This window comes from Enterobacter sp. I4 (assembly GCF_022669095.1).
GTDB classification, from domain to species: Bacteria; Pseudomonadota; Gammaproteobacteria; order Enterobacterales; family Enterobacteriaceae; genus Enterobacter; species Enterobacter pasteurii.
In genome coordinates this window covers 472,124-499,092 of the sequence record NZ_JALBUO010000002.1, presented here as the reverse complement: position 1 = coordinate 499,092, position 26,969 = coordinate 472,124, and the positions used below count along the sequence as shown (strand labels likewise).

25 protein-coding genes and 1 pseudogene are annotated in these 26,969 nt (G+C 57.5%); 15 read left to right on the top strand and 11 right to left on the bottom strand.

Going from position 1 to position 26,969, the window contains the following annotated elements:
- Positions 1-14: 14 nt before the first annotated feature.
- Together MOQ06_RS14630 and MOQ06_RS14625 are read left to right on the top strand one after the other, a co-directional pair.
- Positions 15-1,067 (top strand): patatin family protein, encoded by a 1,053-nt coding sequence (locus tag MOQ06_RS14630; protein WP_176608762.1) that lies wholly within the window; start codon positions 15-17, stop codon positions 1,065-1,067.
- Positions 1,064-1,846 (top strand): TatD family hydrolase, encoded by a 783-nt coding sequence (locus MOQ06_RS14625; RefSeq protein ID WP_176608761.1) that lies wholly within the window; start codon positions 1,064-1,066, stop codon positions 1,844-1,846. The genes MOQ06_RS14630 and MOQ06_RS14625 overlap by 4 nt, the downstream gene beginning before the upstream one ends.
- Here the strand turns inward: MOQ06_RS14625 and MOQ06_RS14620 are convergent.
- On the bottom strand, positions 1,841-2,701 hold the full coding sequence (locus MOQ06_RS14620; RefSeq protein ID WP_176608760.1) for a YjjW family glycine radical enzyme activase: 861 nt from the start codon (positions 2,699-2,701) through the stop codon (positions 1,841-1,843). The two genes, MOQ06_RS14625 and MOQ06_RS14620, sit on opposite strands and share 6 nt — an antisense overlap.
- Entirely contained in the window at positions 2,676-4,211 is a 1,536-nt protein-coding gene (locus MOQ06_RS14615) for a YjjI family glycine radical enzyme (RefSeq protein ID WP_176608759.1), read from the bottom strand. Before MOQ06_RS14615 ends, MOQ06_RS14620 begins: the two co-directional genes overlap by 26 nt.
- 261 nt (positions 4,212-4,472) lie before the next feature.
- On the opposite strand from MOQ06_RS14615, the gene deoC reads away from it, so the two are divergent.
- From deoC to deoD, 4 genes are all read left to right on the top strand, one after another.
- Positions 4,473-5,252: a deoxyribose-phosphate aldolase gene (deoC, locus tag MOQ06_RS14610; protein ID WP_032644972.1), complete on the top strand. Its 780-nt coding sequence runs from the start codon at positions 4,473-4,475 to the stop codon at positions 5,250-5,252.
- 100 nt (positions 5,253-5,352) lie between these two features.
- Positions 5,353-6,675: a thymidine phosphorylase gene (gene deoA / locus MOQ06_RS14605; RefSeq protein ID WP_242173705.1), complete on the top strand. Its 1,323-nt coding sequence runs from the start codon at positions 5,353-5,355 to the stop codon at positions 6,673-6,675.
- Positions 6,676-6,728: 53 nt separating this feature from the next.
- A complete protein-coding gene (gene deoB / locus MOQ06_RS14600; protein ID WP_148421971.1) occupies positions 6,729-7,952 on the top strand; it encodes a phosphopentomutase in 1,224 nt (407 codons plus the stop codon).
- A gap of 129 nt (positions 7,953-8,081) precedes the next feature.
- Positions 8,082-8,804, top strand: coding sequence for a purine-nucleoside phosphorylase (deoD, locus tag MOQ06_RS14595; RefSeq protein WP_032643987.1), 723 nt, complete (start codon positions 8,082-8,084; stop codon positions 8,802-8,804).
- A 51-nt stretch (positions 8,805-8,855) separates the two neighbouring features.
- Here deoD and MOQ06_RS14590 read toward each other — a convergent pair whose 3' ends face one another.
- The 3 genes from MOQ06_RS14590 to MOQ06_RS14580 form a co-directional block, all read right to left on the bottom strand.
- Positions 8,856-9,545: a DUF1120 domain-containing protein gene (locus tag MOQ06_RS14590; RefSeq protein WP_176608757.1), complete on the bottom strand. Its 690-nt coding sequence runs from the start codon at positions 9,543-9,545 to the stop codon at positions 8,856-8,858.
- Between the two features lie 152 nt (positions 9,546-9,697).
- Complete coding sequence (gene lplA, locus MOQ06_RS14585) at positions 9,698-10,714, bottom strand: lipoate--protein ligase LplA (protein ID WP_242173702.1); 1,017 nt, start codon at positions 10,712-10,714, stop codon at positions 9,698-9,700.
- Between the two features lie 39 nt (positions 10,715-10,753).
- The gene (locus tag MOQ06_RS14580; protein WP_148421965.1) at positions 10,754-11,398 is read right to left on the bottom strand and encodes a YtjB family periplasmic protein; all 645 of its coding nucleotides are present in this window, start codon (positions 11,396-11,398) and stop codon (positions 10,754-10,756) included.
- A gap of 117 nt (positions 11,399-11,515) precedes the next feature.
- On the opposite strand from MOQ06_RS14580, the gene serB reads away from it, so the two are divergent.
- From serB to nadR, 3 genes are read left to right on the top strand one after another with little or no spacing between them, the layout of a single operon-like run.
- Entirely contained in the window at positions 11,516-12,484 is a 969-nt protein-coding gene (gene serB, locus MOQ06_RS14575) for a phosphoserine phosphatase (RefSeq protein WP_148421964.1), read from the top strand.
- Between the two features lie 11 nt (positions 12,485-12,495).
- A complete protein-coding gene (radA, locus tag MOQ06_RS14570) occupies positions 12,496-13,881 on the top strand; it encodes a DNA repair protein RadA (protein WP_014882467.1) in 1,386 nt (461 codons plus the stop codon).
- Positions 13,882-13,916: 35 nt separating this feature from the next.
- The gene (gene nadR / locus MOQ06_RS14565) at positions 13,917-15,149 is read left to right on the top strand and encodes a multifunctional transcriptional regulator/nicotinamide-nucleotide adenylyltransferase/ribosylnicotinamide kinase NadR (protein ID WP_148421962.1); all 1,233 of its coding nucleotides are present in this window, start codon (positions 13,917-13,919) and stop codon (positions 15,147-15,149) included.
- An 86-nt stretch (positions 15,150-15,235) separates the two neighbouring features.
- Here nadR and MOQ06_RS14560 read toward each other — a convergent pair.
- Both MOQ06_RS14560 and MOQ06_RS14555 read right to left on the bottom strand, forming a co-directional pair.
- Positions 15,236-16,387, bottom strand: a pseudogene (locus MOQ06_RS14560) (IS481 family transposase); the annotation flags it as partial.
- Positions 16,388-16,549: 162 nt separating this feature from the next.
- Positions 16,550-17,551, bottom strand: a complete 1,002-nt coding sequence (locus tag MOQ06_RS14555) for a zinc-binding alcohol dehydrogenase family protein (protein ID WP_242173701.1) — start codon at positions 17,549-17,551, stop codon at positions 16,550-16,552.
- A gap of 108 nt (positions 17,552-17,659) precedes the next feature.
- On the opposite strand from MOQ06_RS14555, the gene MOQ06_RS14550 reads away from it, so the two are divergent.
- Positions 17,660-18,559 carry a LysR family transcriptional regulator gene (locus MOQ06_RS14550; protein ID WP_242173697.1) on the top strand — a complete coding sequence of 300 codons (900 nt, stop codon included), beginning with the start codon at positions 17,660-17,662 and terminating at the stop codon, positions 18,557-18,559.
- A gap of 91 nt (positions 18,560-18,650) precedes the next feature.
- Here the strand turns inward: MOQ06_RS14550 and ettA are convergent, their stop codons facing one another.
- A complete protein-coding gene (ettA, locus tag MOQ06_RS14545) occupies positions 18,651-20,318 on the bottom strand; it encodes an energy-dependent translational throttle protein EttA (protein ID WP_006810191.1) in 1,668 nt (555 codons plus the stop codon).
- A 226-nt stretch (positions 20,319-20,544) separates the two neighbouring features.
- Between ettA and sltY the strand changes: the two genes are divergently transcribed.
- Entirely contained in the window at positions 20,545-22,482 is a 1,938-nt protein-coding gene (sltY, locus tag MOQ06_RS14540; protein ID WP_242173695.1) for a murein transglycosylase, read from the top strand.
- 55 nt (positions 22,483-22,537) lie between these two features.
- Complete coding sequence (gene trpR / locus MOQ06_RS14535; protein WP_176608751.1) at positions 22,538-22,867, top strand: trp operon repressor; 330 nt, start codon at positions 22,538-22,540, stop codon at positions 22,865-22,867.
- Here the strand turns inward: trpR and yjjX are convergent.
- Positions 22,858-23,373: an inosine/xanthosine triphosphatase gene (gene yjjX, locus MOQ06_RS14530; protein ID WP_242173693.1), complete on the bottom strand. Its 516-nt coding sequence runs from the start codon at positions 23,371-23,373 to the stop codon at positions 22,858-22,860. The genes trpR and yjjX overlap by 10 nt on opposite strands.
- A gap of 49 nt (positions 23,374-23,422) precedes the next feature.
- On the opposite strand from yjjX, the gene gpmB reads away from it, so the two are divergent.
- On the top strand, positions 23,423-24,070 hold the full coding sequence (gene gpmB, locus MOQ06_RS14525; protein ID WP_242173692.1) for a 2,3-diphosphoglycerate-dependent phosphoglycerate mutase GpmB: 648 nt from the start codon (positions 23,423-23,425) through the stop codon (positions 24,068-24,070).
- On the opposite strand, the gene robA is transcribed toward gpmB, so the two are convergent.
- Entirely contained in the window at positions 24,067-24,936 is an 870-nt protein-coding gene (gene robA / locus MOQ06_RS14520) for an MDR efflux pump AcrAB transcriptional activator RobA (RefSeq protein WP_148420020.1), read from the bottom strand. The genes gpmB and robA overlap by 4 nt on opposite strands.
- A 214-nt stretch (positions 24,937-25,150) precedes the next feature.
- On the opposite strand from robA, the gene creA reads away from it, so the two are divergent.
- A complete protein-coding gene (gene creA / locus MOQ06_RS14515; RefSeq protein WP_148420021.1) occupies positions 25,151-25,621 on the top strand; it encodes a protein CreA in 471 nt (156 codons plus the stop codon).
- Positions 25,622-25,670: 49 nt separating this feature from the next.
- On the opposite strand, the gene arcA is transcribed toward creA, so the two are convergent.
- Positions 25,671-26,387: a two-component system response regulator ArcA gene (gene arcA / locus MOQ06_RS14510; protein WP_013367683.1), complete on the bottom strand. Its 717-nt coding sequence runs from the start codon at positions 26,385-26,387 to the stop codon at positions 25,671-25,673.
- 95 nt (positions 26,388-26,482) lie between these two features.
- On the opposite strand from arcA, the gene yjjY reads away from it, so the two are divergent.
- A complete protein-coding gene (gene yjjY / locus MOQ06_RS14505; protein WP_001303782.1) occupies positions 26,483-26,623 on the top strand; it encodes a protein YjjY in 141 nt (46 codons plus the stop codon).
- The last annotated feature ends 346 nt before the right edge of the window (positions 26,624-26,969 follow it).

Genomic DNA, 26,969 nt, shown 5'->3' with positions numbered 1-26,969 from the left:
ACAGGAAGGCAGAGGTGGGGCAACGAATTCCCGTTACGCTCGGCAATATTGCGCCGCTGACGTTGAAACCGTTTCATGCAGGCCAGCTTGCGCTGGTCTGTGAAGGGGGCGGTCAGCGCGGTATTTTCACCGCTGGCGTGCTCGACGAATTTATGCGCGCGCAGTTCAACCCGTTCGATCTCTATTTTGGTACTTCTGCCGGGGCGCAGAATCTTTCGGCCTACGTCTGCAACCAGCCCGGCTACGCGCGCAAAGTTATTATGCGCTACACCACGTCCAAAGAATTTTTTAACCCGGTGCGCTTCGTGCGCGGCGGGAACCTGATCGATCTCGACTGGTTACTGGATGCCACCTCCAGCCAGATGCCGCTGGCAATGGATACCGCGTCGCGGCTGTTCGACGCCGGAAAGTCGTTCTGGATGTGCGCCAGCCGTGGCGATGACTATTCCCCGGGCTATTTTTCGCCGCAGAAAGAGAACTGGCTGGATATCATTCGCGCCTCAAGCGCGATCCCCGGTTTCTACCGTACCGGCGCGCTGCTGGAGGGAGTTAACTATCTTGACGGCGGCATCAGCGACGCGGTGCCGGTGCAGGAGGCCGCGCGGCGTGGGGCCAAAACTATTGTGGTGATCCGCACGGTGCCTTCGCAGATGTATTACACCCCGCAGTGGTTTAAGCGCATGGAGCGCTGGCTGGGCGACAGCAGCCTGCAGCCGCTGGTGAATATCGCAAAACAGCATGAAACGACCTACGGCGCGATGCAGCGCTTTATTGAAAAGCCGCCGGGCAAGCTGCGCATCTTTGAAATTTATCCGCCCAGGCCGCTGCTAAGCATGGCGCTGGGCAGCCGCCTGCCGGCGTTGCGTATGGACTACAAAACGGGGCGGCTCTGCGGTCGCTACTTCCTCGCGACGGTGGGTAAAATGCTGGCCGGACAGCCGCCGCTTCACCGGCATAAGCGTATTATTTTGCCGCCTGCGGTAGTGGCCAATGACGCGGTGGCGATGCCGCTGGTGGATGCTCCGCAGGCGAACGATGGCTTACTCGATAATGAGGATCTGGCGTGAGGCACGGCTTTATTGATACCCATTGCCACTTTGATTTTCCGCCGTTCAGCGGCGAGGAAGCATCATCCATCGAACGGGCGGCGCAGGCAGGCGTAAAAGCCATAATTGTGCCCGCCATTGAAGCGGCGCGGTTTGATACCGTGCTGGCGCTCGCCCGCCATCACGACGCGCTGTATGCGGCGCTGGGGCTGCATCCGATCGTGATTGAGCACCATCTTGATGAACACCTCGACAGGCTTGATGCCGCGCTGCAGGCAGCGGGTGAGAAGCTGGTTGCCGTCGGTGAGATCGGCCTCGATCTCTATCGCGAGGATCCGCACTTTGAACGCCAGCAGGCGATCCTGGACGCGCAGCTCAGGCTGGCAAAACGTCACGACCTGCCGGCGATCCTCCACTCCCGACGCACCCATGACAAGCTGGCGATGCACCTGAAGCGCATCGATCTGCCGCGCAGGGGCGTCGTGCACGGTTTCGCAGGCAGCCTTCAGCAGGCGCAGCGTTTTATCGACCTGGGCTATAAAATTGGCGTCGGCGGCACCATTACCTACCCGCGCGCCAGCAAAACCCGCGACGTGATGGCGCAACTCCCGCTGTCTTCGCTGCTGCTTGAAACGGATGCGCCCGATATGCCGCTGAATGGTTTTCAGGGCCAGCCGAACCGACCGGAGCAGGCGGCGCGCGTTTTTGACGTGCTGTGTGAGCTGCGCCAGGAGCCTGAGGACGTCATTGCCGGCGCGCTACTGGAAAATACCCGTGCGGTCTTCGGCATCACGCTATAGATACAGCGCCGGGCGGATCACCGTAATCTGCTGCTGTTCCAGGGCCAGCGCCAGCGGCTCGATATCCTCCGGCGTGGCGCTCCGCCAGAGCGCCGCCTCCCCGTAAACCCCGTGAGCGTGAAAGGCGTTAATCCGCACCGGAATATTCCCCAGGCTATGGATAAACGCGGTCAGTGAAGGCAGATTTTGCAGATAATCGCACCGCTCGGGGATCGCCAGCAGGCGCAGCTCGGCAAGACGATGATGTTCAGCCAGCCAGCGAATGCTCTGCTTGATTTGCGTATTTTCGCGCCCGGTCAGAAAGCGGTGATGCTCATTGCCCCAGGCCTTCAGATCCACCATCGCGCCGTCAAACACCGGCAGCAGCTTTTGCCAGCCGGTTTCGCTTAACAGGCCGTTGCTGTCCACCAGACACGTCAGATGCCGCAGGGCCGGATCGGCCTTCATTGCGCTGAATAGCGCAACCACAAACGGCAGCTGCGTGGTGGCCTCGCCCCCGCTGACGGTCACGCCTTCAATAAAAGGCGCGGACTTGCGAACCTGGATGAGGATCTCCTCTACGCTAAAGCGTTGCGCCATCGGCGTGGCCTGCCGCGGGCACAGGCGCAGGCAGGTATCGCACTGGTGGCAGTCGCTCTCCTGCCACCAGACGCGCCCGGCCTGCATGGTCAGCGCATCGTGGGGGCAGCGGGGCACGCAGTCCCCGCAGTCGTTGCAGCGCCCGATGGTCCACGGGTTGTGGCAGGTTTTGCAGCGCAGGTTACAGCCCTGGAGGAACAGCGCCAGGCGGCTGCCCGGCCCGTCCACGCAGGAGAAGGGAATAACCTGACTAACTAAAGCGCATCTGCTGTTCATGGCTAATCACGCGTGGCTGACGTTCCAGAATGCGGGTATTGCGCGCGGCCTCCTCGCCGAGCCAGGTGGTGTTGGTGCGCGAACCGGCCTCCCGGTACTTTTCCAGATCGGAGAGCCGCACCATATACCCGGTGACGCGCACCAGGTCGTTTCCGGCGACGTTGGCGGTAAATTCGCGCATACCGGCGCGAAACGCCCCCAGGCAAAGCTGTACCACCGCCTGAGGATTGCGTTTGACCGTCTCATCCAGGGTGAGAATATCGCTGATCCCCGAGTGATAGTGCTGGTGATGTGGCGCCACGGCCAGCAGGTGGCTGATGGGATCCGGCTCGTCGCCGTAAGGCAGGCGCGCCCCCGGCGTGGTGCCCGAATCAGAACTGATGCCAGACTGGGCATGCAGCATCGCGCGGTGCTTCCAGCCGTGCTTCACCGGCGTGTTCTCAACAAATGCCGCAAGCTGTTCACTGATGCGGTAGCCCAGCGCGTTGGCCTGCTCGTCTTTTCCGTAACGCCCCGCAATACCTGCTTTTTCGCACAGCACGTTCACCGCTTCGGCCAGCCCGTACATGCCGAACATCGGCACGAAACGATCGGCATCAATCAGCCCCTCTTTTACGAGGAAGCTATTCTCAAAGAAGCCGGATTGTTCATATAAAAAATCGCAGCGCGCGTTAACGATCGCCATTTGCTGCTGACAGTAGTGCGGCAGGGTACGGGCGAAAAAGTCTTCGGGAGAGTGGCTGTGCTCTGCAATCGCTTTCAGGTTAAGGCGCACCAGCGTGCTGCCGCCGCCCGCCAGCGGCAGGGAGTTGTAGCAGCTCACCACGCCATAGCGGCCTTTTGTGAAAATTTTATCATTCAGCGGGCCATTGGAAATATGCGGTTTACTGCACTCGCAAATGTTTTTCGCCACGCTCAGCAGCAGATCGTCAGGGGTGACGTCCGGGTCGTAAATAAAGGTAAGGTTCGGCGCGACCTGCTTCAGCTCTGCGTCCGCTCGCAAAACGGCACGCGTAACGGGCGTATCCGCCGGGCCGATATTGGCATGCATAAAGGCATCAGGCAGGGTTCTGTCGAGATAGCGCCAGAAACGTTTTATTCGGCTATCGATTTCATCCTGTGTTAGAATTTTAACATATGGAGTGAGGATTTCATCGAGCTGGCCCAGATAGACCGGCATCGATGTGACGGACGGAACATGATGGTAGAGGATAGCGAGCAGCGAGAGGGCATCATCCAGATCTTTCGCCCCTTCCAGCTCCAGCCACTCTGAGCCGTTTGCCAGGAATTTAGCGTAGTCCGGAAGCACGTAGCGCGGTTTGTAGGGCGCATGGCCTTCGAACATGTCGCAGATAAATCCTTCGTCCAGCGCGGCGCGTGCCGCCTCTGGCAGAGCAGGGTAAGGCAGATTGTTCTCTGCTTCCAGCGCCAGAAAATGACGTTTTTGTTCCGGGGTTAACACCGGGCTTGTCACAATGTGCTGGCAACGTTGTTGCAGGGCGTCGGGCATGTTCACTTCCTGGATTATTCTGCGGATGGTGAACGAATTGTAGGAAGCCAGCCTGGCGGGGCTTTTGATCCGGCAGGGGGTATCGCTGCTTTAGTCAGCAACCTGTACGCTAAAGTTTGAAGAAGATCTCATTACAGTAATGCAAATTTGCACGCAGTTTTCATTAACTGTGATGAATGTCGAAGTGTGGATGCGGGTGAATGTTAGAATACTCACAGCCCGCAAGGTAAAATTGATACGGCACTGCCGTTGGAGAATGTTATGACCGATTTAACTGCAAGCAGCCTGCGCGCGTTGAAGCTGATGGACCTGACCACCCTGAACGATGACGATACCAATGAAAAAGTCATCGCCCTGTGCCATCAGGCGAAAACGCCAGTGGGTAACACCGCCGCCGTTTGTATCTACCCGCGCTTTATTCCGATTGCCCGCAAGACGCTGAAAGAGCAGGGCACGCCGGACGTGCGCATTGCAACCGTGACTAACTTCCCGCACGGCAATGACGACATCGAGATCGCCCTGGCAGAAACCCGTGCGGCAATTGCTTACGGCGCAGACGAAGTTGACGTGGTGTTCCCGTACCGCGCGCTGATCGCCGGCAACGAGCAGGTCGGTTTTGACCTGGTGAAGGCCTGTAAAGACGCGTGCGCGGCGGCAAACGTGCTGCTCAAAGTGATCATCGAAACCGGCGAACTGAAAGAAGAGGCGCTGATCCGTAAAGCGTCTGAAATCTCCATCAAAGCCGGGGCTGATTTCATTAAAACCTCTACCGGTAAAGTGCCGGTTAACGCCACGCCGGAAAGCGCGCGCATCATGATGGAAGTGATCCGCGATATGGGCGTGTCCAAAACCGTGGGCTTCAAACCGGCTGGCGGCGTGCGTACCGCTGAAGACGCGCAGCAGTTCCTGGCGATTGCCGACGAGCTGTTCGGCGCAGAGTGGGCGGACTCCCGCCACTACCGCTTCGGCGCCTCCAGCCTGCTGGCGAGCCTGCTGAAAGCGCTGGGCCATGGCGACGGTAAGAGCGCAAGCAGCTACTAATAGCTAAAAAATGCCGGATGGCGATTCGCTTATCCGGCCTACAGGAACGTAGGGCGGGCGCTGCCCGCCACAATTCACCCGATTCCGCATGGGGGTTACCGTGTTTCTCGCACAAGAAATTATTCGTAAAAAACGTGATGGTCTTGCCCTGAGCGACGAAGAGATCCGCTTCTTTATCAACGGCATTCGCGACAACACCGTCTCTGAAGGGCAGATTGCTGCCCTGGCGATGACCATTTTCTTCCACGATATGTCGATGCCTGAGCGCGTGTCGCTGACCATGGCGATGCGAGATTCAGGAACCGTGCTGGACTGGAAGAGCCTTAACCTCAACGGGCCGATTGTGGACAAACACTCCACCGGCGGCGTGGGTGACGTGACGTCGCTGATGCTTGGCCCTATGGTCGCAGCCTGCGGCGGCTACATCCCGATGATCTCCGGGCGTGGCCTGGGCCATACCGGCGGTACGCTCGACAAACTGGAAGCCATTCCGGGCTTCGATATCTTCCCGGACGACAACCGCTTCCGCGACATTATTAAAGACGTTGGTGTGGCGATTATCGGCCAGACCAGCTCGCTTGCTCCGGCAGACAAGCGTTTCTACGCGACCCGCGATATTACCGCAACCGTAGACTCCATCCCGCTGATCACCGCCTCTATCCTCGCCAAAAAGCTGGCGGAAGGTCTGGACGCGCTGGTCATGGACGTGAAGGTAGGCAGCGGCGCGTTTATGCCGACCTACGAGCTCTCTGAAGCGCTGGCTGAAGCGATCGTTGGCGTCTCCAACGGCGCGGGCGTGCGCACCACCGCACTGCTGACGGACATGAACCAGGTGCTGGCATCCAGCGCCGGTAACGCCGTGGAAGTGCGCGAGGCCGTGCAGTTCCTGACGGGTGAATACCGCAACCCGCGCCTGTTCGACGTGACCATGGCGCTGTGCGTGGAGATGCTGATCTCCGGCAAGCTCGCCAAAGACGATACGGAAGCCCGCGCGAAGCTTCAGGCGGTTCTGGACAACGGTAAAGCGGCGGAGATTTTTGGCCGTATGGTGGCGGCGCAGAAAGGCCCGACCGACTTCGTGGAAAACTACGCCAAATATCTGCCAACCGCGATGCTCAGCAAAGCGGTCTACGCGGACAGCGAAGGTTTTGTCTCCGCAATGGATACCCGCGCGCTCGGCATGGCGGTGGTCTCAATGGGCGGCGGTCGTCGTCAGGCGTCCGACAGCATTGATTACAGCGTTGGCTTTACCGATATGGCCCGTCTGGGCGACAGCGTTGACGGCCAACGTCCGCTGGCGGTGATCCACGCCAAAGACGAAGCCAGCTGGCAGGACGCGGCGAAAGCGGTGAAAGCGGCAATATCTCTTGACGATAAAGCACCGGAAACCACACCGACGGTCTATCGTCGTATCACCGAATAGCGGTATACTGATCTGATCGCATTTTTATGAAGCACTAAGTACGGAGAACAATTATGAAACGTGCATTTATTATGGTGCTGGACTCATTCGGCATCGGCGCAACCGAAGATGCAGAACGTTTTGGTGACGTGGGTTCCGATACCATGGGTCACATCGCGGAAGCCTGTGCAAAAGGCGAAGCGGATAACGGTCGTAAAGGCCCTCTGAACCTGCCAAATCTGACCCGCCTCGGTCTGGTGAAAGCGCATGAAGGCTCTACCGGTAAAATCGCAGCCGGTATGGACGGCAACGCGGAAGTGGTGGGCGCTTACGCCTGGGCGCACGAGCTCTCTTCCGGTAAAGATACCCCGTCCGGTCATTGGGAAATTGCCGGTGTGCCGGTGCTGTTCGACTGGGGCTACTTCTCCGATCACGAGAACAGCTTCCCGCAGGAGCTGCTCGATAAGCTGGTGAAGCGTGCCAACCTGCCGGGCTACCTTGGTAACTGCCACTCATCCGGTACCGTGATTCTGGATCAGCTCGGCGAAGAGCACATGAAAACCGGCAAGCCGATTTTCTACACCTCTGCTGACTCCGTGTTCCAGATTGCCTGCCACGAAGAGACGTTTGGTCTGGATAAACTCTACGAGCTGTGCGAAATCGCCCGTGAAGAGCTGACCGAAGGCGGCTACAACATTGGCCGCGTTATCGCGCGTCCGTTTATCGGCGACAAAGCGGGTAACTTCCAGCGTACCGGCAACCGCCACGACCTGGCCGTTGAGCCACCGGCACCCACCGTGCTGCAAAAACTGGTCGACGAGAAGGGCGGTCACGTGGTGTCTGTGGGTAAAATCGCGGACATCTACGCAAACTGCGGCATCACCAAAAAAGTGAAAGCGACCGGTCTGGACGCGCTGTTCGACGCTACCGTCAAAGAGATGAAGGAAGCGGGCGACAACACGATTGTCTTCACCAACTTCGTGGACTTCGACTCCTCCTGGGGCCACCGTCGCGACGTCGCAGGCTACGCTGCCGGTCTGGAGCTGTTCGACCGCCGCTTGCCGGAGCTGATGGAGCTGGTGGGTGAAGATGACATTCTGATCCTGACCGCGGATCACGGTTGTGACCCAACCTGGACCGGCACCGACCACACCCGCGAGCATATTCCGGTGCTGGTGTACGGCCCGAAAGTGAAACCAGGTTCGCTGGGCCACCGTGACACCTTCGCAGACATCGGCCAGACCATTGCGAAATACTTCGGCACGTCTGACATGGAATATGGCAAGGCTATGTTCTGAATGACAAGGGGTGCGGCCTGATGCCCTCACCCCAACCCTCTCCCTCGAGAGATACGGGTGCGGCCTGATGCCCTCACCCCAACCCTCTCCCACAGGGAGAGGGAGATACTAAATGAAAAGGAACTGAAGATGGCAACTCCTCACATTAATGCAGAAATGGGTGATTTCGCTGACGTCGTATTGATGCCTGGCGACCCGCTGCGCGCGAAGCACATTGCAGAAACCTTCCTTGAAGACGTGCGTGAAGTGAACAACGTTCGCGGCATGCTGGGCTTCACCGGTACCTATAAAGGCCGCAAAATTTCCGTTATGGGCCACGGCATGGGTATCCCATCCTGCTCCATTTACACCAAAGAGCTGATCACCGATTTCGGCGTGAAGAAAATCATCCGCGTCGGCTCCTGCGGCGCGGTGCGCATGGACGTTAAGCTGCGCGATATCGTTATCGGTATGGGTGCCTGCACCGATTCGAAAGTTAACCGCATGCGTTTTAAAGATCATGACTTCGCCGCGATTGCGGACTTCGGCATGGTGCGTGATGCGGTTGACGCGGCAAAAGCGCTGGGCGTTGAGGCGCGCGTGGGTAACATCTTCTCTGCTGACCTGTTCTACGCACCAGACGGCGGCGAGATGTTCGACGTGATGGAAAAATACGGCATCCTGGGCGTGGAAATGGAAGCGGCAGGTATCTACGGCGTCGCGGCTGAGTTTGGCGCGAAAGCGCTGACCATCTGCACCGTGTCTGACCACATCCGTACCCATGAGCAGACCACGGCTGCCGAGCGTCAGACCACCTTCAACGACATGATCAAAATCGCGCTGGAATCCGTTCTTCTGGGCGACAAAGCGTAATATAAAAAGAAAGAGTGTAGCCCTGGCTACACTCTTTTTACTGTTCACACCTTACAGATAAACAAGACTGATTGTTGCCTGTCCGTCAATCTGCGTGTCATCGGTCAGGGCAAGCGTCGTCGTATCCTGTACGGCCAGCGCGACGCGCAGCGGGAATACCGCACTGGTAAACGCCAGCGGATCGACGCTCGCGTCACCCGCGACCGTGTAAACTATGCCGTCATTACGAACGGGTGCGCTGTCGCCCACCATCTGGCCCCATGAATAACTTCCTGTGGAATTAGCACCCGAAATCATACCGGTGGTTTTTCCGTCCGCAGTGACGTTGCTCAACTGCATCGTGACGGAATAAGCGCCCAGATTGACGCCGCCCGCGGTTTTTCCCGCGCCGAACAGGCTATTACTGCTCCATACGGAACCTGAGCCGCTCCAGTCGGTATTTTCGACGATCAGGTTCTGTTTAGAATCTGCACGGTCGTCGATAATGCTCCAGCCTACTTTTGTCGGGGCAACGCAGCTGATGGAGAGGGAAAGATCTTTATTGCCGAGCTGGTTAGTCGCTGTGGCAGACATATTACCAATATTGGTCGTGCCAAAATCAACGATACCTCCACCGCTTAACGTGGGCGTACACGCGGAGTTGGTTAATACCCCGGTAACCTTTAATTCTGCGGTTCCCGCTGCGTGAGCGGCAGACGACATCGCTAAAATAACAGACGCTGCTAATAGAATTTTTTTCACGTTTCATCCTTAACGTATAATTAAAGGGAACATTAATTGTTCCCCCTGCGTCAGGATTTTCTTACGCGCTGAGCTATTCCGTCTATTTAATCTATTTACATTATAAATGTGCTTTTTTTAAAAAAGCCTTTACAGAATATTATTATTCTCAATTATTTTACCTCCCTCGTAATCCATGCCGATAATTCCCGTAATTCGGTTTCCTGTCCGGGAAAATCACCTGTCAACGCATCGCACTCCTGCTGCAGCGTATCCGCCCGATACAAACAGCCCTGCAAACGCGCTGCCAGCGCCTCTAACGGCGCGGGATTAAGGCTGTCCGTGAATACCTGCGTGCGGGTGATGTGGCCTTTCTCTACGTCAAAATGCAGTTCCACGCCGCCCCAGGTAAAACGCTCGTCCAGCAGATGGGAGAACGCCGGCGCCTGGCCGAAGTTCCACTCCCAGCTGCTCTGGCGGGCAAAGGTTTCAGCAAAGTTGGGCAGGTCCGGGGTTTTATCAGGAGAGATTACTTCCGCCTCCACGCGCTCGCCGTAGTGCGCAAAGAACGCCTCGCGGATCGCATCGCAAATCTGCTCGTGCGTAATCCCCGGCAGTAGCTCCACCAGATTCGCCACGCGGCCGCGCACCGAGGTGATCCCCTTGGCCTGAAGCTTTTTCCTGTCGGGATTAAGGTAGTTCGCCAGACGGCTCAGATCGGCGTTAAGCAGCAGGGTGCCGTGATGGAAGCCGCGATCCATCGTTTCGCGATAGGCAGAACCCGATACTTTGCGATCCCCGTCGGGCGTTTTGACCACCAGATCGTTACGCCCCGAGGCCTCGGCGGTTACACCGAGCGAATTGAGCGCGTTGAGGACGATGGACGTTGAGATGGTTTTGTCATACTCCGGCTTGCCTGCCATAAAGGTAAAGCAGGTATTTCCCAGATCGTGAAACACCGCGCCGCCACCGCTGCTCCGGCGCGCCAGACGCACGTTGTCCTCTTCCATGCGGCGGGTATTACACTCTTTCCACGGGTTTTGCGCGCGGCCAATGACCACCGTATCGGCGTTGCGCCAGAGAAACAGCACGCGCTGCGTGGCGGGCATCTGGCGGAAGATGCACTCTTCCACCGCGAGATTAAACCAGGGATCGTAAGAGTCAGAGATAAGCAGGCGTAACGTCGTCATGGCAAAGTTCCTTTTCCGAATCGTCTGCCTACTTTATCACTATTCCTTCTTCTCGCTCTCTTCGTCTTCGGGAACCGACTTGCTGGCGGTCAACAGGAACGGTGACTGCTGCCAGCGGGTGCGCTTGCCCTGGAGCAGCGTGCGCGCCAGCACCACGCCTGTTGCCAGCGAGAGGAGTAGCATCAGGCGCAGAATATTGGTGGTATTGTCCACCTGTTTGGCTTCGGTGGGCAGAGTGTGGGTATCAAGGGTGAGGCGCAGATACCCCAGCGGACCATTCTTGCCCTGAATCGGTTCGACGATCTGCTGGTTGAAATAGCCGCCGGCTTTTTTACCGTCCAGCGCCAGCCGATCGCGCACCTCGACATGTTCACCGGCGCGGGCGATCAGGTCGCCCTGCTCATCGTACACGCCTGCATCCAGAATGCGGCTGTTTTCCGTAAGCTGGCGTAATACCTGGGATATGCGCTTCTCGTCCGGCGTTTCGGTACGCATTGACGGGGCAATATTGAGCGTTACCTGACGCGCCAGGGTGCGGGCCAGCTCTTCAAATTGCGGGTTGCGTTGCCGTTGGTGATTCTGGCTAAACCAGGATGCCCCCTGCATCAGCGCCACTAATAGTGCGAGACAGATCAGGACAATCACGGCGCGATGAAGCCGGAATTTCAGTTTTGCGCGAGCCATATTCCACCTGCTTAAAATTTACGGCTTAATGTTGCCAGAAGTGATGGTTACAGGGTAGCCTCATGCGTTATTTTCCCTCTGGAACCTTCCGGCGCGAACCAAATTACAGGAGCTTTAATGCCGAACATTACCTGGTGTGACCTGCCAACGGATGTCTCTTTATGGCCAGGATTGCCGCTCTCGTTAAGTGGCGATGAGGTGATGCCTCTGGATTACCACGCTGGCCGTAGCGGCTGGCTGCTGTATGGACGCGGCCTGGATAAGCAACGTCTCACCCAGTATCAAACCACGCTCGGCGCGGCGATGGTCATCGTTGCCGCCTGGTGCGTGGAAGATTACCAGGTTATTCGCCTGGCGGGCTCCCTGACTCAGCGCGCCACGCGGCTGGCGCACGACGCTGGACTGGACGTTGCGCCACTCGGCAAGATCCCGCACCTGAAAACGCCGGGCCTGCTGGTGATGGATATGGACTCTACCGCCATCCAGATCGAATGTATCGACGAGATCGCCAGGCTGGCGGGGAGCGGTGAGCTTGTTGCTGAAGTCACCGAGCGCGCGATGCGAGGCGAGCTGGATTTCACCGCCAGCCTGAGGCAGCGCGTGGCGACCCTCAAAGGGGCCGACGCCACTATTCTGCGTCAGGTGCGCGATGAGCTGCCGCTGATGCCCGGGCTGACGCAGCTGGTATTAAAGCTCCAGTCTCTGGGCTGGAAGGTGGCCATCGCCTCCGGGGGCTTTACCTTCTTCGCGGATTATCTGCGGGAAAAATTGCACCTGACCACGGTTGTGGCTAACGAGCTGGAGATCGTGGACGGCAGGCTGACCGGACAGGTCACCGGCGACATCGTGGACGCGCAGTACAAAGCCAACACACTGACGCGTCTGGCGCAGAAATATGAGATTCCGGTCGAGCAGACCGTCGCCATCGGCGATGGCGCGAACGATCTGCCGATGATTAAAGTTGCCGGTCTTGGCATTGCCTACCATGCTAAGCCGAAAGTGAATGAAAAGACGGAAGTCACTGTACGTCATGCCGATCTGATGGGGGTGTTCTGCATTCTCTCCGGCAGCATTAACCAGAAATAACGAGGTAAACCGTGGCGAAAGCTCCAAAACGCGCATTTGTCTGTAATGAATGTGGTGCGGATTATCCGCGCTGGCAGGGGCAATGCAGCGCCTGTCATGCCTGGAACACCATCACCGAAGTGCGTGGTGTGGCGGCTTCGCCGAGCGTGGCCCGCAACGAACGCCTGAGCGGCTATGCGGGCAATGCAGGCGTGTCGAAGGTACAAAAACTTTCCGATATCAGCCTGGAAGCGCTGCCGCGCTTCTCCACCGGGTTCAAGGAGTTTGACCGCGTGCTCGGCGGCGGCGTAGTGCCGGGCAGCGCCATTCTGATCGGCGGTAACCCGGGCGCGGGTAAATCGACGCTCCTGCTGCAAACGCTCTGCAAGCTTGCCGAGCAGATGAAAACCCTTTACGTCACGGGCGAGGAATCGCTCCAGCAGGTGGCGATGCGCGCCCATCGTCTTGGCCTGCCGACGGGCAACCTGAATATGCTTTCGGAAACCAGCATCGAGCAGATCTGCATGATCGCCGAAGAAGAGCAGCCGAAGCTGATGGTGATCGACTCCATTCAGGTCATGCACATGGCGGACATTCAGTCCTCGCCGGGCAGCGTGGCGCAGGTGCGCGAAACCGCCGCCTACCTGACGCGCTTTGCCAAAACCCGCGGCGTGGCGATTGTGATGGTCGGCCACGTCACCAAAGACGGCTCGCTGGCGGGGCCGAAAGTGCTTGAGCACTGTATTGACTGCTCCGTCATGCTCGACGGCGACGCGGACTCCCGCTTCCGTACCCTGCGCAGCCATAAAAATCGCTTTGGTGCGGTGAACGAGCTGGGCGTATTTGCCATGACCGAGCAGGGGCTTCGCGAGGTCAGCAACCCCTCGGCCATCTTCCTGAGCCGTGGCGATGAGGTAACCTCCGGCAGCTCCGTGATGGTGCTGTGGGAAGGGACGCGTCCGCTGCTCGTGGAAATTCAGGCGCTGGTGGATCACTCGATGATGGGCAACCCCCGTCGCGTGGCGGTCGGCCTGGAGCAAAACCGTCTGGCGATCCTGCTGGCGGTGCTGCACCGCCACGGCGGCCTGCAGATGGCGGATCAGGACGTGTTCGTCAACGTGGTCGGCGGCGTGAAGGTTTCAGAGACCAGCGCGGATCTGGCGCTGCTGCTGGCGATGGTCTCCAGCCTGCGCGACAGGCCGCTGCCGCAGGATCTGGTGGTGTTTGGCGAAGTGGGGCTGGCCGGCGAGATCCGCCCGGTGCCGAGCGGCCAGGAGCGCATCTCCGAAGCGGCAAAGCATGGCTTCCGCCGCGCGATTGTTCCTGCCGCCAACGTGCCGAAAAAAATCCCGGAAGGGATGCAGGTCTTTGGCGTTAAGAAACTCGCAGATGCGTTAAATGTCTTTGACGACTTATAATTACGTATTCGATTTTGCAGGAGGCACCGTAATTTATGTCATCATTTGACTACATCAAAACCGCAATCCGCCAGAAGGGCTGCACGCTGCAGCAGGTGGCGGACGCCAGCGGAATGACCAAAGGCTACCTGAGCCAACTGCTTAACGCCAAAATCAAAAGCCCCAGCGCGCAAAAGCTCGAAGCGCTGCACCGCTTTCTGGGGCTTGAATTTCCACGCATGCAAAAGAACATCGGCGTGGTGTTCGGTAAGTTCTACCCGCTGCATACCGGGCATATCTACCTGATCCAGCGCGCCTGTAGCCAGGTGGACGAACTGCACATCATCATGGGCTATGATGAAACCCGCGATCGCCTGCTGTTTGAAGACAGCGCCATGTCGCAGCAGCCCACGGTGCCGGATCGTCTGCGCTGGCTGCTTCAGACCTTTAAGTATCAAAAAAACATTCGCATTCATGCCTTTAACGAGGAGGGCATGGAGCCGTATCCGCACGGCTGGGACGTGTGGAGTAACGGCATCAAAGCGTTTATGGAAGAGAAGGGCATTGCGCCTAACTGGATCTACACCTCTGAAGAATCCGACGCGCCGCAGTTCCGCGAGCATCTGGGCATCGAGACGGTGCTTATCGATCCGAAGCGTACCTTCATGAACATCAGCGGGGCGCAGATCCGCGAGAACCCGTTCCGCTACTGGGACTACATTCCAACCGAAGTAAAGCCGTTCTTCGTGCGTACGGTAGCCATTCTTGGCGGCGAGTCGAGCGGAAAATCGACGCTGGTGAATAAGCTGGCGAACATCTTCAACACCACCAGCGCGTGGGAGTATGGCCGCGATTATGTTTTCTCACATCTCGGCGGTGACGAGATGGCATTGCAGTATTCCGACTACGACAAAATCGCGCTCGGCCATGCCCAGTACATTGATTTCGCCGTGAAGTACGCCAACAAAGTGGCGTTCATCGATACCGATTTCGTCACCACTCAGGCGTTCTGTAAAAAGTACGAAGGTCGCGAGCACCCGTTTGTGCAGGCGCTGATTGATGAATATCGCTTCGACCTGGTGATCCTGCTGGAAAACAACACGCCATGGGTGGCCGACGGCATGCGCAGCCTGGGCAGCTCGGTGGACAGGCGAGAGTTCCAGACGATGCTGGTGGAGATGCTTAATGAGAACAACGTTGAGTTTGTGCACGTGGAAGCATCGGATTACGACACCCGCTTCCTGCGCTGCGTCGAGCTGGTGAAGGAGATGATGGGGGAGCAGGGGTAAATTCACAGGTTTGCCCCTCACCCTGCCCTCTGTACGGTCCGGGGACATGGTAGACAGGTGTTCGGGGACATGGTGAACACTTTTTAACATCCTTTACCCATGGTGATCGACTTTTTCTTCAGGTCGATCACCCCCACTTTCGTGCTGTACCACCACACCTCGTAGCGGCCGTCTTCCTGCATCTCCTTCAGCCCGACCCGTTCTCCCCTGAACGCCTTGCCTGCGCTCAGACTTAACCCTTTCACGCTCAGCTTTCCGCTGATATCCACTTTCCTGACCATCACGCCCTCGTCGTATTCCGGGGGCGGTGTGTTGCCGCTGTACTGCCGTGCAGACGGCTTATACCGCGAGCCCGGTACCGCCATGTCCAGCGCCTCATGCGGGCGTTCAAGGTTATAGACCGTCCGCCAGTGGTCGAAGGCGCGCTGTAGTTCACCCCCGCTCGCGAACCACTTCCCCTGCAGCACCTCTGCCTTCAGGCTGCGGTGAAAACGCTCCAGCTTACCCTGCGTCTGCGGATGATACGGCCGGGAGTGCCCCACCCGGATACCCAGACGCATCAGCCACAGCTCCAGCGCCGTCCAGGTGCCGGTGGTGTCTCCCCACGGTGAGCCGTTATCCATCGTCATCCGGTCCGGCAGGCCGTAGCGTTCAAACACGCTGACCAGCTGCTGCTGCACGGTCTCGCGCCGTTCATCGGTACAGTGCGCCAGGCACAGGGAAAAACGGGAGTGGTCGTCCAGCAGGGTGAGCGGATGGCAGCGGCCACCGCCAAAGGGAAAGTGGCCCTTAAAATCCATCTGCCAGAGGCAGTTCGGCGCGTCATGTTCGAACCGTCCCGTGACGGGAATGCCCGGTGAAGTGCCCGGCAGCAGACCATGGCGGGCCATAAGGTTATGGACGGTGCTGAAGGCGGGCATAGTGTGCCCCTGGTCTTCGAGCCAGCGCTTTATCTTGCGCGCGCCCCAGCGTTGATGGCGGTCATGGGCCATACGCAGCAGGGCAGTGATGTCGTCAGATGAGCGGTTCGGGGAATGGTGCGGTATGCGCGGGCGGTCCTGAAGGCCCGCGGCCCCTTCCTCCGCCCAGCGGTGAAGCCACTTGTAGCCGGTGGCAGGTGAAATGCCAAAGCGACGGCAGAGGGAACGGATGTTCGCCCCGTCCTGCGAGGCGAACAAAACAAACTCGGTACGTAATGACATGGTATCTCTCGCATCCCAGGGCATAAGCGACTCCATAAGCGGGTTCTTATGCCTTAGTTGTAAGTGTCTACCATGTCCCCGAACAAGTGTTCACTATGTCCCCGGACCATACACCCCATAGGGGAGAGGGTAAAGACGGCCCCGTAACATCCCCTCTCCCCTATGGGGAGAGGGTTAGGGTGAGGGGAATCAAACCACTCAGAACGCAACCACCACCTTCCCGCGCATATGCCCTTCCTGCACTCTGCGGTGCGCCTCGGTAATGCTTTCCACGCTCAGACCGTGCAGCGTTTCGCTCAGCGAACTTGTCACCACGCCGTTATCCACCAGCTTCGCCACCTCGTTTAAGATCTCACCCTGACGCGCCATATCGGCGGTCTGGTACATGCTGCGGGTATACATAAATTCCCAGTGCAGCGCGGCGGACTTAGATTTCAGCTTATCCTGGTTCAGCGGATGCGCATTTTCGACGATGGAGCAAATGTGCCCCTGCGGCGCAATCAGTTCGCTGACCGTATCCCAGTGGCCATCGGTATCATTAAGAATGAAAATGTAATCCACAAAGCTAATGCCCTGCTTTGCCAGCTCACCTTTAAGATCGCGATAATCCACCACCAGATCCGCTCCGCGATCGCGACACCACCGGGCGGAGTCTTCCCGCGACGCGGTGGCGATCACCTTAACCTTGCTGCCGTGTTTTGCGAACGGGATCGCCAGCGATCCCACTCCGCCAGCACCGCCGACGATCAGCAGCGTGTTGTCAGATCCGGCGTCCTGAATGTTCAGACGCTCGAACAGCCCTTCCCAGGCGGTCAGCGCGGTCAGCGGCAATGCGGCAGCCGCATCCCAGCCCAGGCTTGCAGGCTTGCGCCCAACAATGCGCGCGTCAATCAACTGGTGCGTGGTATTACTGCCCGGACGGGTAATGTCGCCCGCGTACCACACTTCGTCGCCCGGTTTGAACCCGGTGACGCCTGCCCCAACGGCTTTGACGATACCGCTGGCGTCCCACCCGAGAATACGTGGCGCTTTCAGCCCATTTTTGACAAGGCCTGCATGCACCTTAGTATCCACCGGGTTAACGGAGACGGCTTTCACTTCCACCAGCAGATCGTGCTCGCCGGGCTGCGGCATCGGCGGGGCGATTTCAATGAAAGCGGAGGGATTGGCGGGGTTAACGGCAATGGCTTTAACGGACATGGTGTGCTCCTCAATGGCATGCGTTTTGTTGAGACTAGTCTATTAAGTGGTCACGCGCGTGATAAGATGGACAATCGAGAACTCAGCGTTCGTACAGGATGAACAATCATGTTTAAACAGCTTCAGGATATGGCGCTGTTTGCGCTGGTGGCGGAGACGGGAAGCTTTACCGCGGCGGCCCGGAAGGCGGAGCTGCCTAAATCCAGCGTCAGCCAGCGCATTAGCCAGCTTGAACAGCAGCTGGGGATCCGCTTGCTCAATCGGACGACGCGCAGGATCAACCTGACCTTTGCCGGCGAGCATTATCTGGTGCACTGCCGCGAGATGCTGGCGGCCAGCGAGCGGGCGGAGTATGCCATCCAGCGCCTGCGCGACAACCCCAGCGGACGGCTGCGGATCACCTGTCCTGCGGGGATCGGCGCAACGCTTCTGGCACACCTTAATGCCGAATTTCAGCTTCGCTACCCTGACGTTTCGCTCGATGTATCAATTTCTGACGACGTGGTGGACCTGGTCGAGTCCGGTTTTGACGTGGCGCTACGTACCGGCAAGCCGCAGGATTCATCCCTGATTGGCCGGATGATCGGACACTGCCCGCGCTATATGCTGGCATCGCCCGATTATCTGGCGCGTCGTGAGCCGTTAGTCCATCCGCGTCAGCTGGTGGAGCATCGCTGCATTACCCACAGGTCCTGGTCTGAGTGGCTGCTGCGAAGCGAGAGCGAAGACTATCGCTACCTGCCGGACAACGCGCATTTAACCGATAACCTGGTGTACGCCCGCGAGTGTGCGATTGCCGGGGCGGGGATCACGCTGTTGCCCGCATTTCTGCTGGAAGACAAGGTTGAAAAGGGGGCGCTGGTGAAGGTGCTGCCGGCGTGGAGCGTGGAGGGGAACGACCTGTGGCTGGCCTATTCGAGCCGTAAGCTCAATTCGCCCGCGCTGATGAGCTATATCGAGTTTGCGATGCAGTTTGATGAGGTGAGGCGGTACTACGTGGGAAGGTAATTATGTGCGGCCTGATGCCCTCACCCTGATCCTCTTCCTCGGGGAGAGGGAACAAACATAAAAAACGGCAACCGAAGTTGCCGTTGTGCTTTTATTTCGCGATACGCTTGTACTTAATACGCTTCGGCTCCAGCGCGTCTGCGCCCAGCGTGCGTTTCTTGTACTCTTCGTATTCGGTGAAGTTACCTTCGAAGAACTCTACCTTACCTTCGTCCTGGTAATCCAGGATGTGGGTTGCGATACGGTCCAGGAACCAGCGGTCGTGCGAGATAACCATTGCACAGCCCGGGAACTCCAGCAGGGCGTTTTCCAGCGCGCGCAGGGTTTCGATGTCCAGGTCGTTGGTTGGTTCATCGAGCAGCAGGACGTTACCGCCAACCTGCAGCAGCTTCGCCAGGTGCAGACGACCGCGCTCACCGCCGGACAGCTCGCCCACGCGTTTGCCCTGGTCGGTGCCCTTGAAGTTAAAGCGGCCAACGTAGGCGCGGCTTGGCATCTCGGTGTTGCCGATACGCATGATATCCAGACCGCCGGACACTTCTTCCCACACGGTTTTGCTGTTGTCCATCGCGTCACGGAACTGGTCAACGGACGCCAGCTTCACGGTCTCACCCAGGGTGATAGAGCCGCTGTCAGGCTGTTCCTGACCGGACATCATGCGGAACAGGGTTGATTTACCCGCGCCGTTCGGACCGATGATCCCAACGATAGCGCCCTTCGGTACGGAGAAGGTCAGGTCGTCGATCAGCAGGCGGTCGCCGTAGGACTTACGCAGGTTGGTCACTTCAACCACTTTATCCCCCAGACGCGCTCCAGGTGGAATAAACAGTTCGTTGGTTTCGTTACGTTTCTGGTATTCGGTATTGTTAAGCTCTTCAAAGCGCGCCAGACGGGCTTTGCCCTTGGACTGACGGCCTTTCGCGCCCTGACGCACCCACTCCAGCTCTTTCTCGATAGACTTGCGACGCGCCGCTTCCTGAGACGCTTCCTGCGCCAGACGCTGATCTTTCTGCTCCAGCCAGGAGGAGTAGTTGCCTTCCCACGGAATACCTTCACCGCGGTCCAGCTCCAGGATCCAGCCCGCCACGTTGTCGAGGAAGTAACGGTCGTGGGTGATCGCCACCACGGTGCCTTCGAAGTCGTGCAGGAAGCGTTCCAGCCACGCTACGGACTCCGCATCCAGGTGGTTGGTAGGTTCGTCGAGCAGCAGCATGTCTGGTTTTTCCAGCAGCAGGCGGCACAGCGCCACGCGGCGACGCTCACCCCCGGAGAGGTTAGCGATTTTCGCATCCCAGTCCGGCAGGCGCAGGGCATCAGCCGCGCGCTCAAGCTGCACGTTCAGGTTGTGACCGTCGTGTGCCTGGATAATCTCTTCGTATTTGCCCTGCTGAGCGGCCAGCTTGTCGAAGTCCGCATCCGGCTCGGCGTATTTGGCATACACTTCATCCAGGCCTTTCAGCGCGTTAACCACTTCGGACACCGCTTCTTCAACGGATTCACGCACGGTGTGTTCCGGGTTCAGCTGAGGTTCCTGCGGCAGGTAGCCGATCTTGATGCCTGGCTGCGGACGGGCTTCACCTTCGATGTCTGTATCGATGCCGGCCATGATGCGCAGCAGGGTGGACTTACCGGCACCGTTGAGACCCAGGACACCGATTTTTGCGCCCGGGAAGAAGCTCAGCGAGATATTTTTAAGAATATGACGTTTCGGCGGGACAACTTTGCCGACACGATGCATGGTATAAACGAATTGAGCCACGTTGGACTTCGCCTCTTTTATCGTGATGAGAATGAATTTCAGCCTCGAAGTGTAGCCTTTTTCACGCCCTAATCCCAGCCAGGAACGTCGGGAGTGTTAAAACGCGCAAGAAAGGTAAAAAAGTGTCCATGACGTGGCGCGTTGCGGGATGCCTGGTTAGCATAAGTTGATGTGACTTTGACGTGGCAAGACGCTGCAACTAACGAAAAACAATGAGGAAGAGCTTGTGGAAAAAGCCAAACGGGTGGTCTGGCGTCTGCTGGCTGCCAGCGTATGCGTAATGGCGGTAAGCCAGGCGGTGCATGCCGATTCACTGGACGAACAACGTAGCCGCTATGCCCAGATTAAGCAGGCATGGGACAACAGGCAGATGGATACCGTGCAGGCGCTGATGCCGACGCTGAAGGATTATCCGCTGTATCCGTATCTGGAGTATCGCCAGATTACTGACGATCTGATGAATCAACCAACCGTCACCGTGAACAACTTCATTCAGGCGAACCCGACCCTGCCGCCTGCGCGCACCCTGAAGTCCCGGTTCGTGAACGAGCTTGCCCGTCGCGAAGACTGGCGCGGCCTGCTGGCCTTCAGCCCGGACAAGCCGGGCGCGACGGAAGCGCAGTGTAATTACTATTACGCGAAATGGGCTACCGGCCAGCAGGAAGAAGCGTGGGCCGGCGCAAAAGAGCTGTGGCTGACGGGCAAAAGCCAGCCCAATGCCTGCGATCCGCTTTTCAGCGCCTGGCGCGCGTCGGGGCAGCAGGATCCGCTCTCCTACCTCGAACGCATCCGCCTGGCTATGAAGGCCGGGAACACGCGGCTGGTCACCGTGCTGGCGGGGCAAATGCCGGCGGATTATCAGACCATTGCTTCTGCCGTTATCGGCCTGGCAAACGATCCGAACACCGTCCTGACGTTTGCGCGCACCACTGGCGCGACCGATTTTACCCGGCAGATGGCGGCAGTCGCCTTTGCCAGCGTGGCGCGTGATGATGTGGAAAACGCGCGGCTGATGATCCCGCAGCTGGTGCAGGCCCAACAGCTCAATGACGATCAAACCCAGGATCTGCGCGACATTGTGGCGTGGCGACTGATGGGAGCAGACGTCACCGATGAGCAGGCCCGCTGGCGTGACGATGCGGTCATGCGCTCAAACTCTGTCTCGCTGGTCGAGCGTCGCGTGCGTATGGCGCTGGGAACGGGCGACCGCCGCGGCCTGAATACCTGGCTGGCGCGCCTGCCGATGGACGCCAAAGAGAAAGACGAATGGCGCTACTGGCAGGCGGATCTGCTGCTGGAGCGCGGTCGTGAAGACGAAGCCAAAGATATCCTTCACTCCCTGATGCAGCAGCGCGGATTCTACCCGATGGCCGCGGCGCAGCGTCTGGGCGAGACGTACACGCTTAAGATCGACAAAGCGCCAGCCACCGCGAACCCGGCGCTGACGCAGGGGCCGGAAATGGCGCGCGTTCGCGAGCTGATGTACTGGAATCTGGATAACACCGCGCGCAGCGAGTGGGCCAATCTGGTCACCAGCCGCACCACGGATGAGAAAGCGCAGCTTGCCCGCTATGCGTTCGATAACCGCTGGTGGGATCTAAGCGTGCAGGCGACGATCTCCGGCAAGCTGTGGGATCACCTTGAGGAGCGTTTCCCGCTGGCTTACAGCGATCTCTTTGAGCGCTACACCAGCGGCAAAGATATTCCGCAAAGCTACGCGATGGCCATTGCCCGTCAGGAGAGCGCCTGGAACCCGAAAGTCCGTTCTCCGGTAGGCGCCAGCGGCCTGATGCAGATCATGCCGGGCACCGCGACGCACACGGTGAAGATGTTTAATATCCCAGGCTACAGCAGCCCGTCGCAGCTGCTGGATCCGGAGACCAACATCAACATCGGTACCAGCTACCTGCAGTACGTCTATCAGCAGTTTGGCAATAACCGCATCTTCGCGTCAGCGGCGTACAACGCGGGGCCGGGGCGCGTGCGCACCTGGCTTGGCAACAGCGCAGGGCGTATCGACGCCGTGGCGTTCGTCGAGAGTATCCCGTTCTCCGAAACGCGTGGCTACGTGAAGAACGTGCTGGCATATGACGCTTACTACCGCCACTTCATGGGGGAGAAAGATGCGCTGATGAGCGATGCCGAGTGGCAGAGACGTTACTGATCGGCGCGGGTTGTGTTATGCTGTACTCGTTAATGAGTACAAGAGGCAGCATAACATGACCCAGCATTCCCCGTATTCCTCGGCAATGGCCGAACAGCGTCATCAGGAGTGGCTTCGTTTTGTGGAGTTGCTCCGCCAGTCTTATGACAAGGATCTGCATCTACCGCTATTACAGCTTATGCTGACGCCCGATGAACGCGAAGCGCTGGGCACGCGGGTACGCATTATTGAAGAGCTGCTGCGCGGCGAAATGAGCCAGCGCGAGCTGAAAAACGAGCTGGGCGCGGGCATTGCGACAATCACCCGCGGATCGAACAGCCTGAAATCTGCGCCGGTTGAGCTGCGCCAGTGGCTGGAGCAGATCCTCTTGGGCGCTCAGCGATAAATCGCGTTATGAAACGGGCTCAGCGCTAAAACTACCGCCTGGTGATACACGCCTGAGCGGGTCAAAACGCCTTTGGTGAAGACGCCAATTGCCCCTTCTTTACGGCCAATCTCGTCAATGCCGGTGTACTGCGACATCACCGGCCCGAGCGCTTCGCCTTCGCGCACTTTATTCAGAATGATTTCCGGCAGCGGCAGGGTGGCTGAACGCGCTTCACCGCGCTGCTCGCGGCTTTCGATAACAACCCAGCTGAAGGTTGCGCCTTCGTCGATTCCCGCTTCAATCGCGACCCAGAAGTCAGCGTCTGGTGCGGCGGCTTTGGCATTCGCCACGCGATTTCGTGCGCCAGCGCGCGTTTCCTCGCTGCCAAACGGCTGTTCCGGTACGCCGCTCTCGACGCCGATGGCGTCAATATGGCAGGATCCTTCGCCGAAGATCTCTTCAAATGCCCTTAGAATTGCCCGAATTTTGGCAGGATTGGTGGTAGCAGAGACAACATGGTGCATAATTAAGCTCGATTCAAAAAAACTCATCGCAGTATAACGGAAAAAAAGCATGTTACAGGTATACCTTGTTCGCCACGGTGAAACGCAGTGGAACGCCGAGCGACGTATTCAGGGCCAGTCAGACAGTCCTCTCACCGAGAAGGGTGTGCAACAGGCGTGGCAGGTGGCGGAACGCGCCAGAACGCTGGGTATCACTCACGTTATTTCCAGTGATTTAGGCCGCACGCAGCAGACGGCACGCATTATCGCTGATGCCTGCGGCTGCGACGTCACTCTCGAGCCGCGCCTGCGCGAGCTGGACATGGGCGTGCTGGAAAAACGCCCTATCGATACGCTGACGGAAACCGAAGAAGGCTGGCGTCGTGCGCTGGTGAACGGTACGGAAGAGGGGCGTATCCCTGAGGGAGAGTCCATGCAGGAGCTGAGCGTGCGCATGCATGCCGCGCTGGCCGAGTGCCTGAAGCTTCCGGCAGGCAGCCGTCCGCTGCTGGTGAGTCACGGCATCGCGCTGGGTTGCCTGGTGAGCACTATTCTGGGGCTGCCGGCATATGCCGAGCGCCGATTGCGTCTGCGTAACTGCTCCATTTCCCGCATCGACTATCAGGAAAGCGCCTGGCTGGCGTCGGGTTGGGTGGTTGAGATGGCAGGGGACATTTCGCATCTCGATGCCCCTGCGCTGGACGAATTGCAGCGTTAACGCCGTACCGGGATAAGGAATTCCATCCGCAGATTGATAGGGCCTTCTTCCGGCTTAGCGTCCTGCGCCGGATAGTAGCGTTCGATGTCCTGACCTTTACGGCGATTCAGATTCAGCATTGGCATGCAGGTCCCGTAAACGGTCAGGATAAACTCCTGAACGCCCGTTCCTAAGCCCTCGTAGGAGAACATGACGTACTCGCCGCCTTCCAGCACGACAGGCTTAGCGCCCTGAATGTAGCCATTTGCCATGTCAGGGGTGAGCGCGGTGGTGTAAAACACCTCCTGCTCGTCGTCTTTTTCCTGACTCGGGTGCGTTTCGTTCAGGCCATACAGAATCGGCGGAATAGCCGGGGCGTGGCTTAAAAATTCGCGCCAGAACTGAACCCGCATCTGATGACGGAACTCTGAGATCTGCTCCAGAGAGCAGGCGTAGCTCTGCGTGGTGCCGATCAGGTGCGTTTCCGGCAGGGTGACGATTTCATATTTTGGCATCGCAAACTCGCCCAGACGAAGCGGCGGACGCATGCCAAACGAGCTCCAGTCGGGCGAGCGGCGATAGAGCGCCGGCGTTAACGAGAACTGTTTTTTAAAGGCGCGGGTGAAGGTTTGCTGCGAATCGAAGCGATATTGCAGGGCAATATCCAGAATCGGCCGTGCGGTCAGACGCAAAGCGACGGCAGACTTTGACAAACGACGGGCACGAATATAGGCACCGATAGCATGACCGGTGACATCCTTGAACATCCGTTGCAGATGCCACTTGGAATAGCCTGCTTTTGCCGCCACATTATCCAGTGACAAAGGCTGGTCGAGATGACCTTCCAGCCAGGTGAGCAGGTCGCGAATAATTCCAGCCTGATCCATATACTATCCTCATCCTTAAAACTGCTGCAGGTGCCTGATTACAGGTTAGCGGATAATAGCATTTTTTGACGTTTTAGCATTCAGTGTTTTTTTTGCGCATTAATGCTTTTTGTGGTGATTTATACGCAAATATATTCTAATCCTGTGATCTTGCTACATTTTTGCCTCACCTGTTGAATAATCGCTCAGCGTAATTTTTATGAATGGTAACAATATGAAATACAAGGCTTTACTCTTTGCGGCACTGGCTTTGATGGCCGGGCGCGCGGCGCAGGCGGAGCAAATTGGCTCCGTGGATACCGTGTTTAAAATGTTTGGGCCGGACCACAAAATTGTGGTGGAGGCGTTTGACGATCCGGACGTGAAAAACGTCACCTGCTATGTCAGCCGGGCGAAAACGGGCGGCATTAAGGGCGGTCTGGGGCTGGCTGAAGACACTTCCGACGCGGCCATTTCCTGCCAGCAGGTTGGTCCGGTTGAGCTAAGCGACAAAATCAAAAACGGCAAAGCGCAGGGCGACGTCGTGTTCCAGAAACGGACCTCGCTGGTGTTCAAAAAGCTGCAGGTGGTGCGTTTTTATGACGCGAAACGCAACACCCTGGCTTATCTGGCCTACTCGGACAAAGTGGTGGAAGGCTCACCGAAAAACGCGATTAGCGCGGTGCCGATTATGCCGTGGCACTGATAAAAAAACGGCGCTAAAAGCGCCGTTTTTTACTGCGTGACGAGCCGGATTACTCCTGAAGATCGCCGCAGAAACGATAACCTTCGCCATGGATAGTGGCGATGATTTCCGGCGTATCAGGCGTAGATTCGAAATGCTTACGAATACGACGGATGGTCACGTCAACGGTACGATCGTGTGGCTTCAGCTCACGGCCGGTCATTTTCTTCAGCAGTTCTGCACGGGACTGAATTTTGCCCGGGTTTTCGCAGAAGTGCAGCATCGCGCGGAATTCACTGCGCGGCAGTTTATACTGCTCACCGTTCGGGCTAATCAGCGAACGGCTATTGATATCAAGTTCCCAGCCGTTGAACTTGTAGCTTTCAACGCTACGACGCTCTTCGCTGACCGTGCCCAGATTCATGGTACGGGACAGCAGGTTGCGTGCACGAATGGTTAACTCGCGAGGGTTGAACGGCTTGGTGATGTAGTCATCCGCGCCGATTTCCAGACCAAGAATTTTATCAACCTCGTTGTCACGGCCTGTCAGGAACATCAACGCGACGTTCGCCTGTTCACGCAGCTCGCGCGCCAGAAGAAGGCCGTTTTTGCCCGGCAGGTTGATATCCATAATCACCAGGTTGATATCATTTTCAGAAAGGATCTGATGCATCTCTGCGCCATCGGTCGCTTCAAAGACATCGTAGCCTTCTGCTTCGAAAATGCTCTTTAACGTGTTGCGTGTTACCAACTCGTCTTCAACGATAAGAATGTGCGGGGTCTGCATGTTTGCTACCTAAATTGCCAACTAAATCGAAACAGGAAGTACAAAAGTCCCTGACCTGCCTGATGCATGTCGCAAATTAACATGATCGGCCTAACGTGACTAAAGTACGTAATTGCGTTCTTGATGCACTTTCCATCAACGTCAACAACATCATTAGCTTGGTCGTGGGTACTTTTCCTCAGGACCCGACAGTGTCAAAAACGGCTGTCATCCTAACCATTTTAACAGCAACATAACAGGCTAAGTGACACCGGACACCCAATAAAACTACGCTTCGTTGACATATATCAAGTTCAATTGTAGCACGTTAACAGTTTGATGAAATCATCGTAGCCGAATGCTAGCCTTTGTCACAATTTTTCAATAAACCAACTAGTTGCGGACATTAATTGATAAACGGTACGAATCCAATTGAGAATGAGTATTCACAGGCTCATTATCATTATAAAACATAAGGATAATCAGGTTCTGTTAACATTCTAACTAATTGTTCAGTCACAAAATAGTGTAGCGTTTTTAATTTGTTATGAAACGCTATTTCGGTGATTTGTGTTGCAATTTTGTAAATTCGTGCTGCGTAAT

Coding starts and splice junctions, on each gene's coding strand:
- MOQ06_RS14620 (WP_176608760.1), bottom strand. CDS start 2,701: ATGAACAGCAGATGCGCTTTAGTTAGTCAGGTTATTCCCTTCTCCTGC.
- MOQ06_RS14615 (WP_176608759.1), bottom strand. CDS start 4,211: ATGCCCGACGCCCTGCAACAACGTTGCCAGCACATTGTGACAAGCCCG.
- deoC (WP_032644972.1), top strand. CDS start 4,473: ATGACCGATTTAACTGCAAGCAGCCTGCGCGCGTTGAAGCTGATGGAC.
- deoB (WP_148421971.1), top strand. CDS start 6,729: ATGAAACGTGCATTTATTATGGTGCTGGACTCATTCGGCATCGGCGCA.
- deoD (WP_032643987.1), top strand. CDS start 8,082: ATGGCAACTCCTCACATTAATGCAGAAATGGGTGATTTCGCTGACGTC.
- lplA (WP_242173702.1), bottom strand. CDS start 10,714: ATGACGACGTTACGCCTGCTTATCTCTGACTCTTACGATCCCTGGTTT.
- MOQ06_RS14580 (WP_148421965.1), bottom strand. CDS start 11,398: ATGGCTCGCGCAAAACTGAAATTCCGGCTTCATCGCGCCGTGATTGTC.
- serB (WP_148421964.1), top strand. CDS start 11,516: ATGCCGAACATTACCTGGTGTGACCTGCCAACGGATGTCTCTTTATGG.
- nadR (WP_148421962.1), top strand. CDS start 13,917: ATGTCATCATTTGACTACATCAAAACCGCAATCCGCCAGAAGGGCTGC.
- MOQ06_RS14555 (WP_242173701.1), bottom strand. CDS start 17,551: ATGTCCGTTAAAGCCATTGCCGTTAACCCCGCCAATCCCTCCGCTTTC.
- MOQ06_RS14550 (WP_242173697.1), top strand. CDS start 17,660: ATGTTTAAACAGCTTCAGGATATGGCGCTGTTTGCGCTGGTGGCGGAG.
- trpR (WP_176608751.1), top strand. CDS start 22,538: ATGACCCAGCATTCCCCGTATTCCTCGGCAATGGCCGAACAGCGTCAT.
- yjjX (WP_242173693.1), bottom strand. CDS start 23,373: ATGCACCATGTTGTCTCTGCTACCACCAATCCTGCCAAAATTCGGGCA.
- gpmB (WP_242173692.1), top strand. CDS start 23,423: ATGTTACAGGTATACCTTGTTCGCCACGGTGAAACGCAGTGGAACGCC.
- robA (WP_148420020.1), bottom strand. CDS start 24,936: ATGGATCAGGCTGGAATTATTCGCGACCTGCTCACCTGGCTGGAAGGT.
- creA (WP_148420021.1), top strand. CDS start 25,151: ATGAAATACAAGGCTTTACTCTTTGCGGCACTGGCTTTGATGGCCGGG.
- arcA (WP_013367683.1), bottom strand. CDS start 26,387: ATGCAGACCCCGCACATTCTTATCGTTGAAGACGAGTTGGTAACACGC.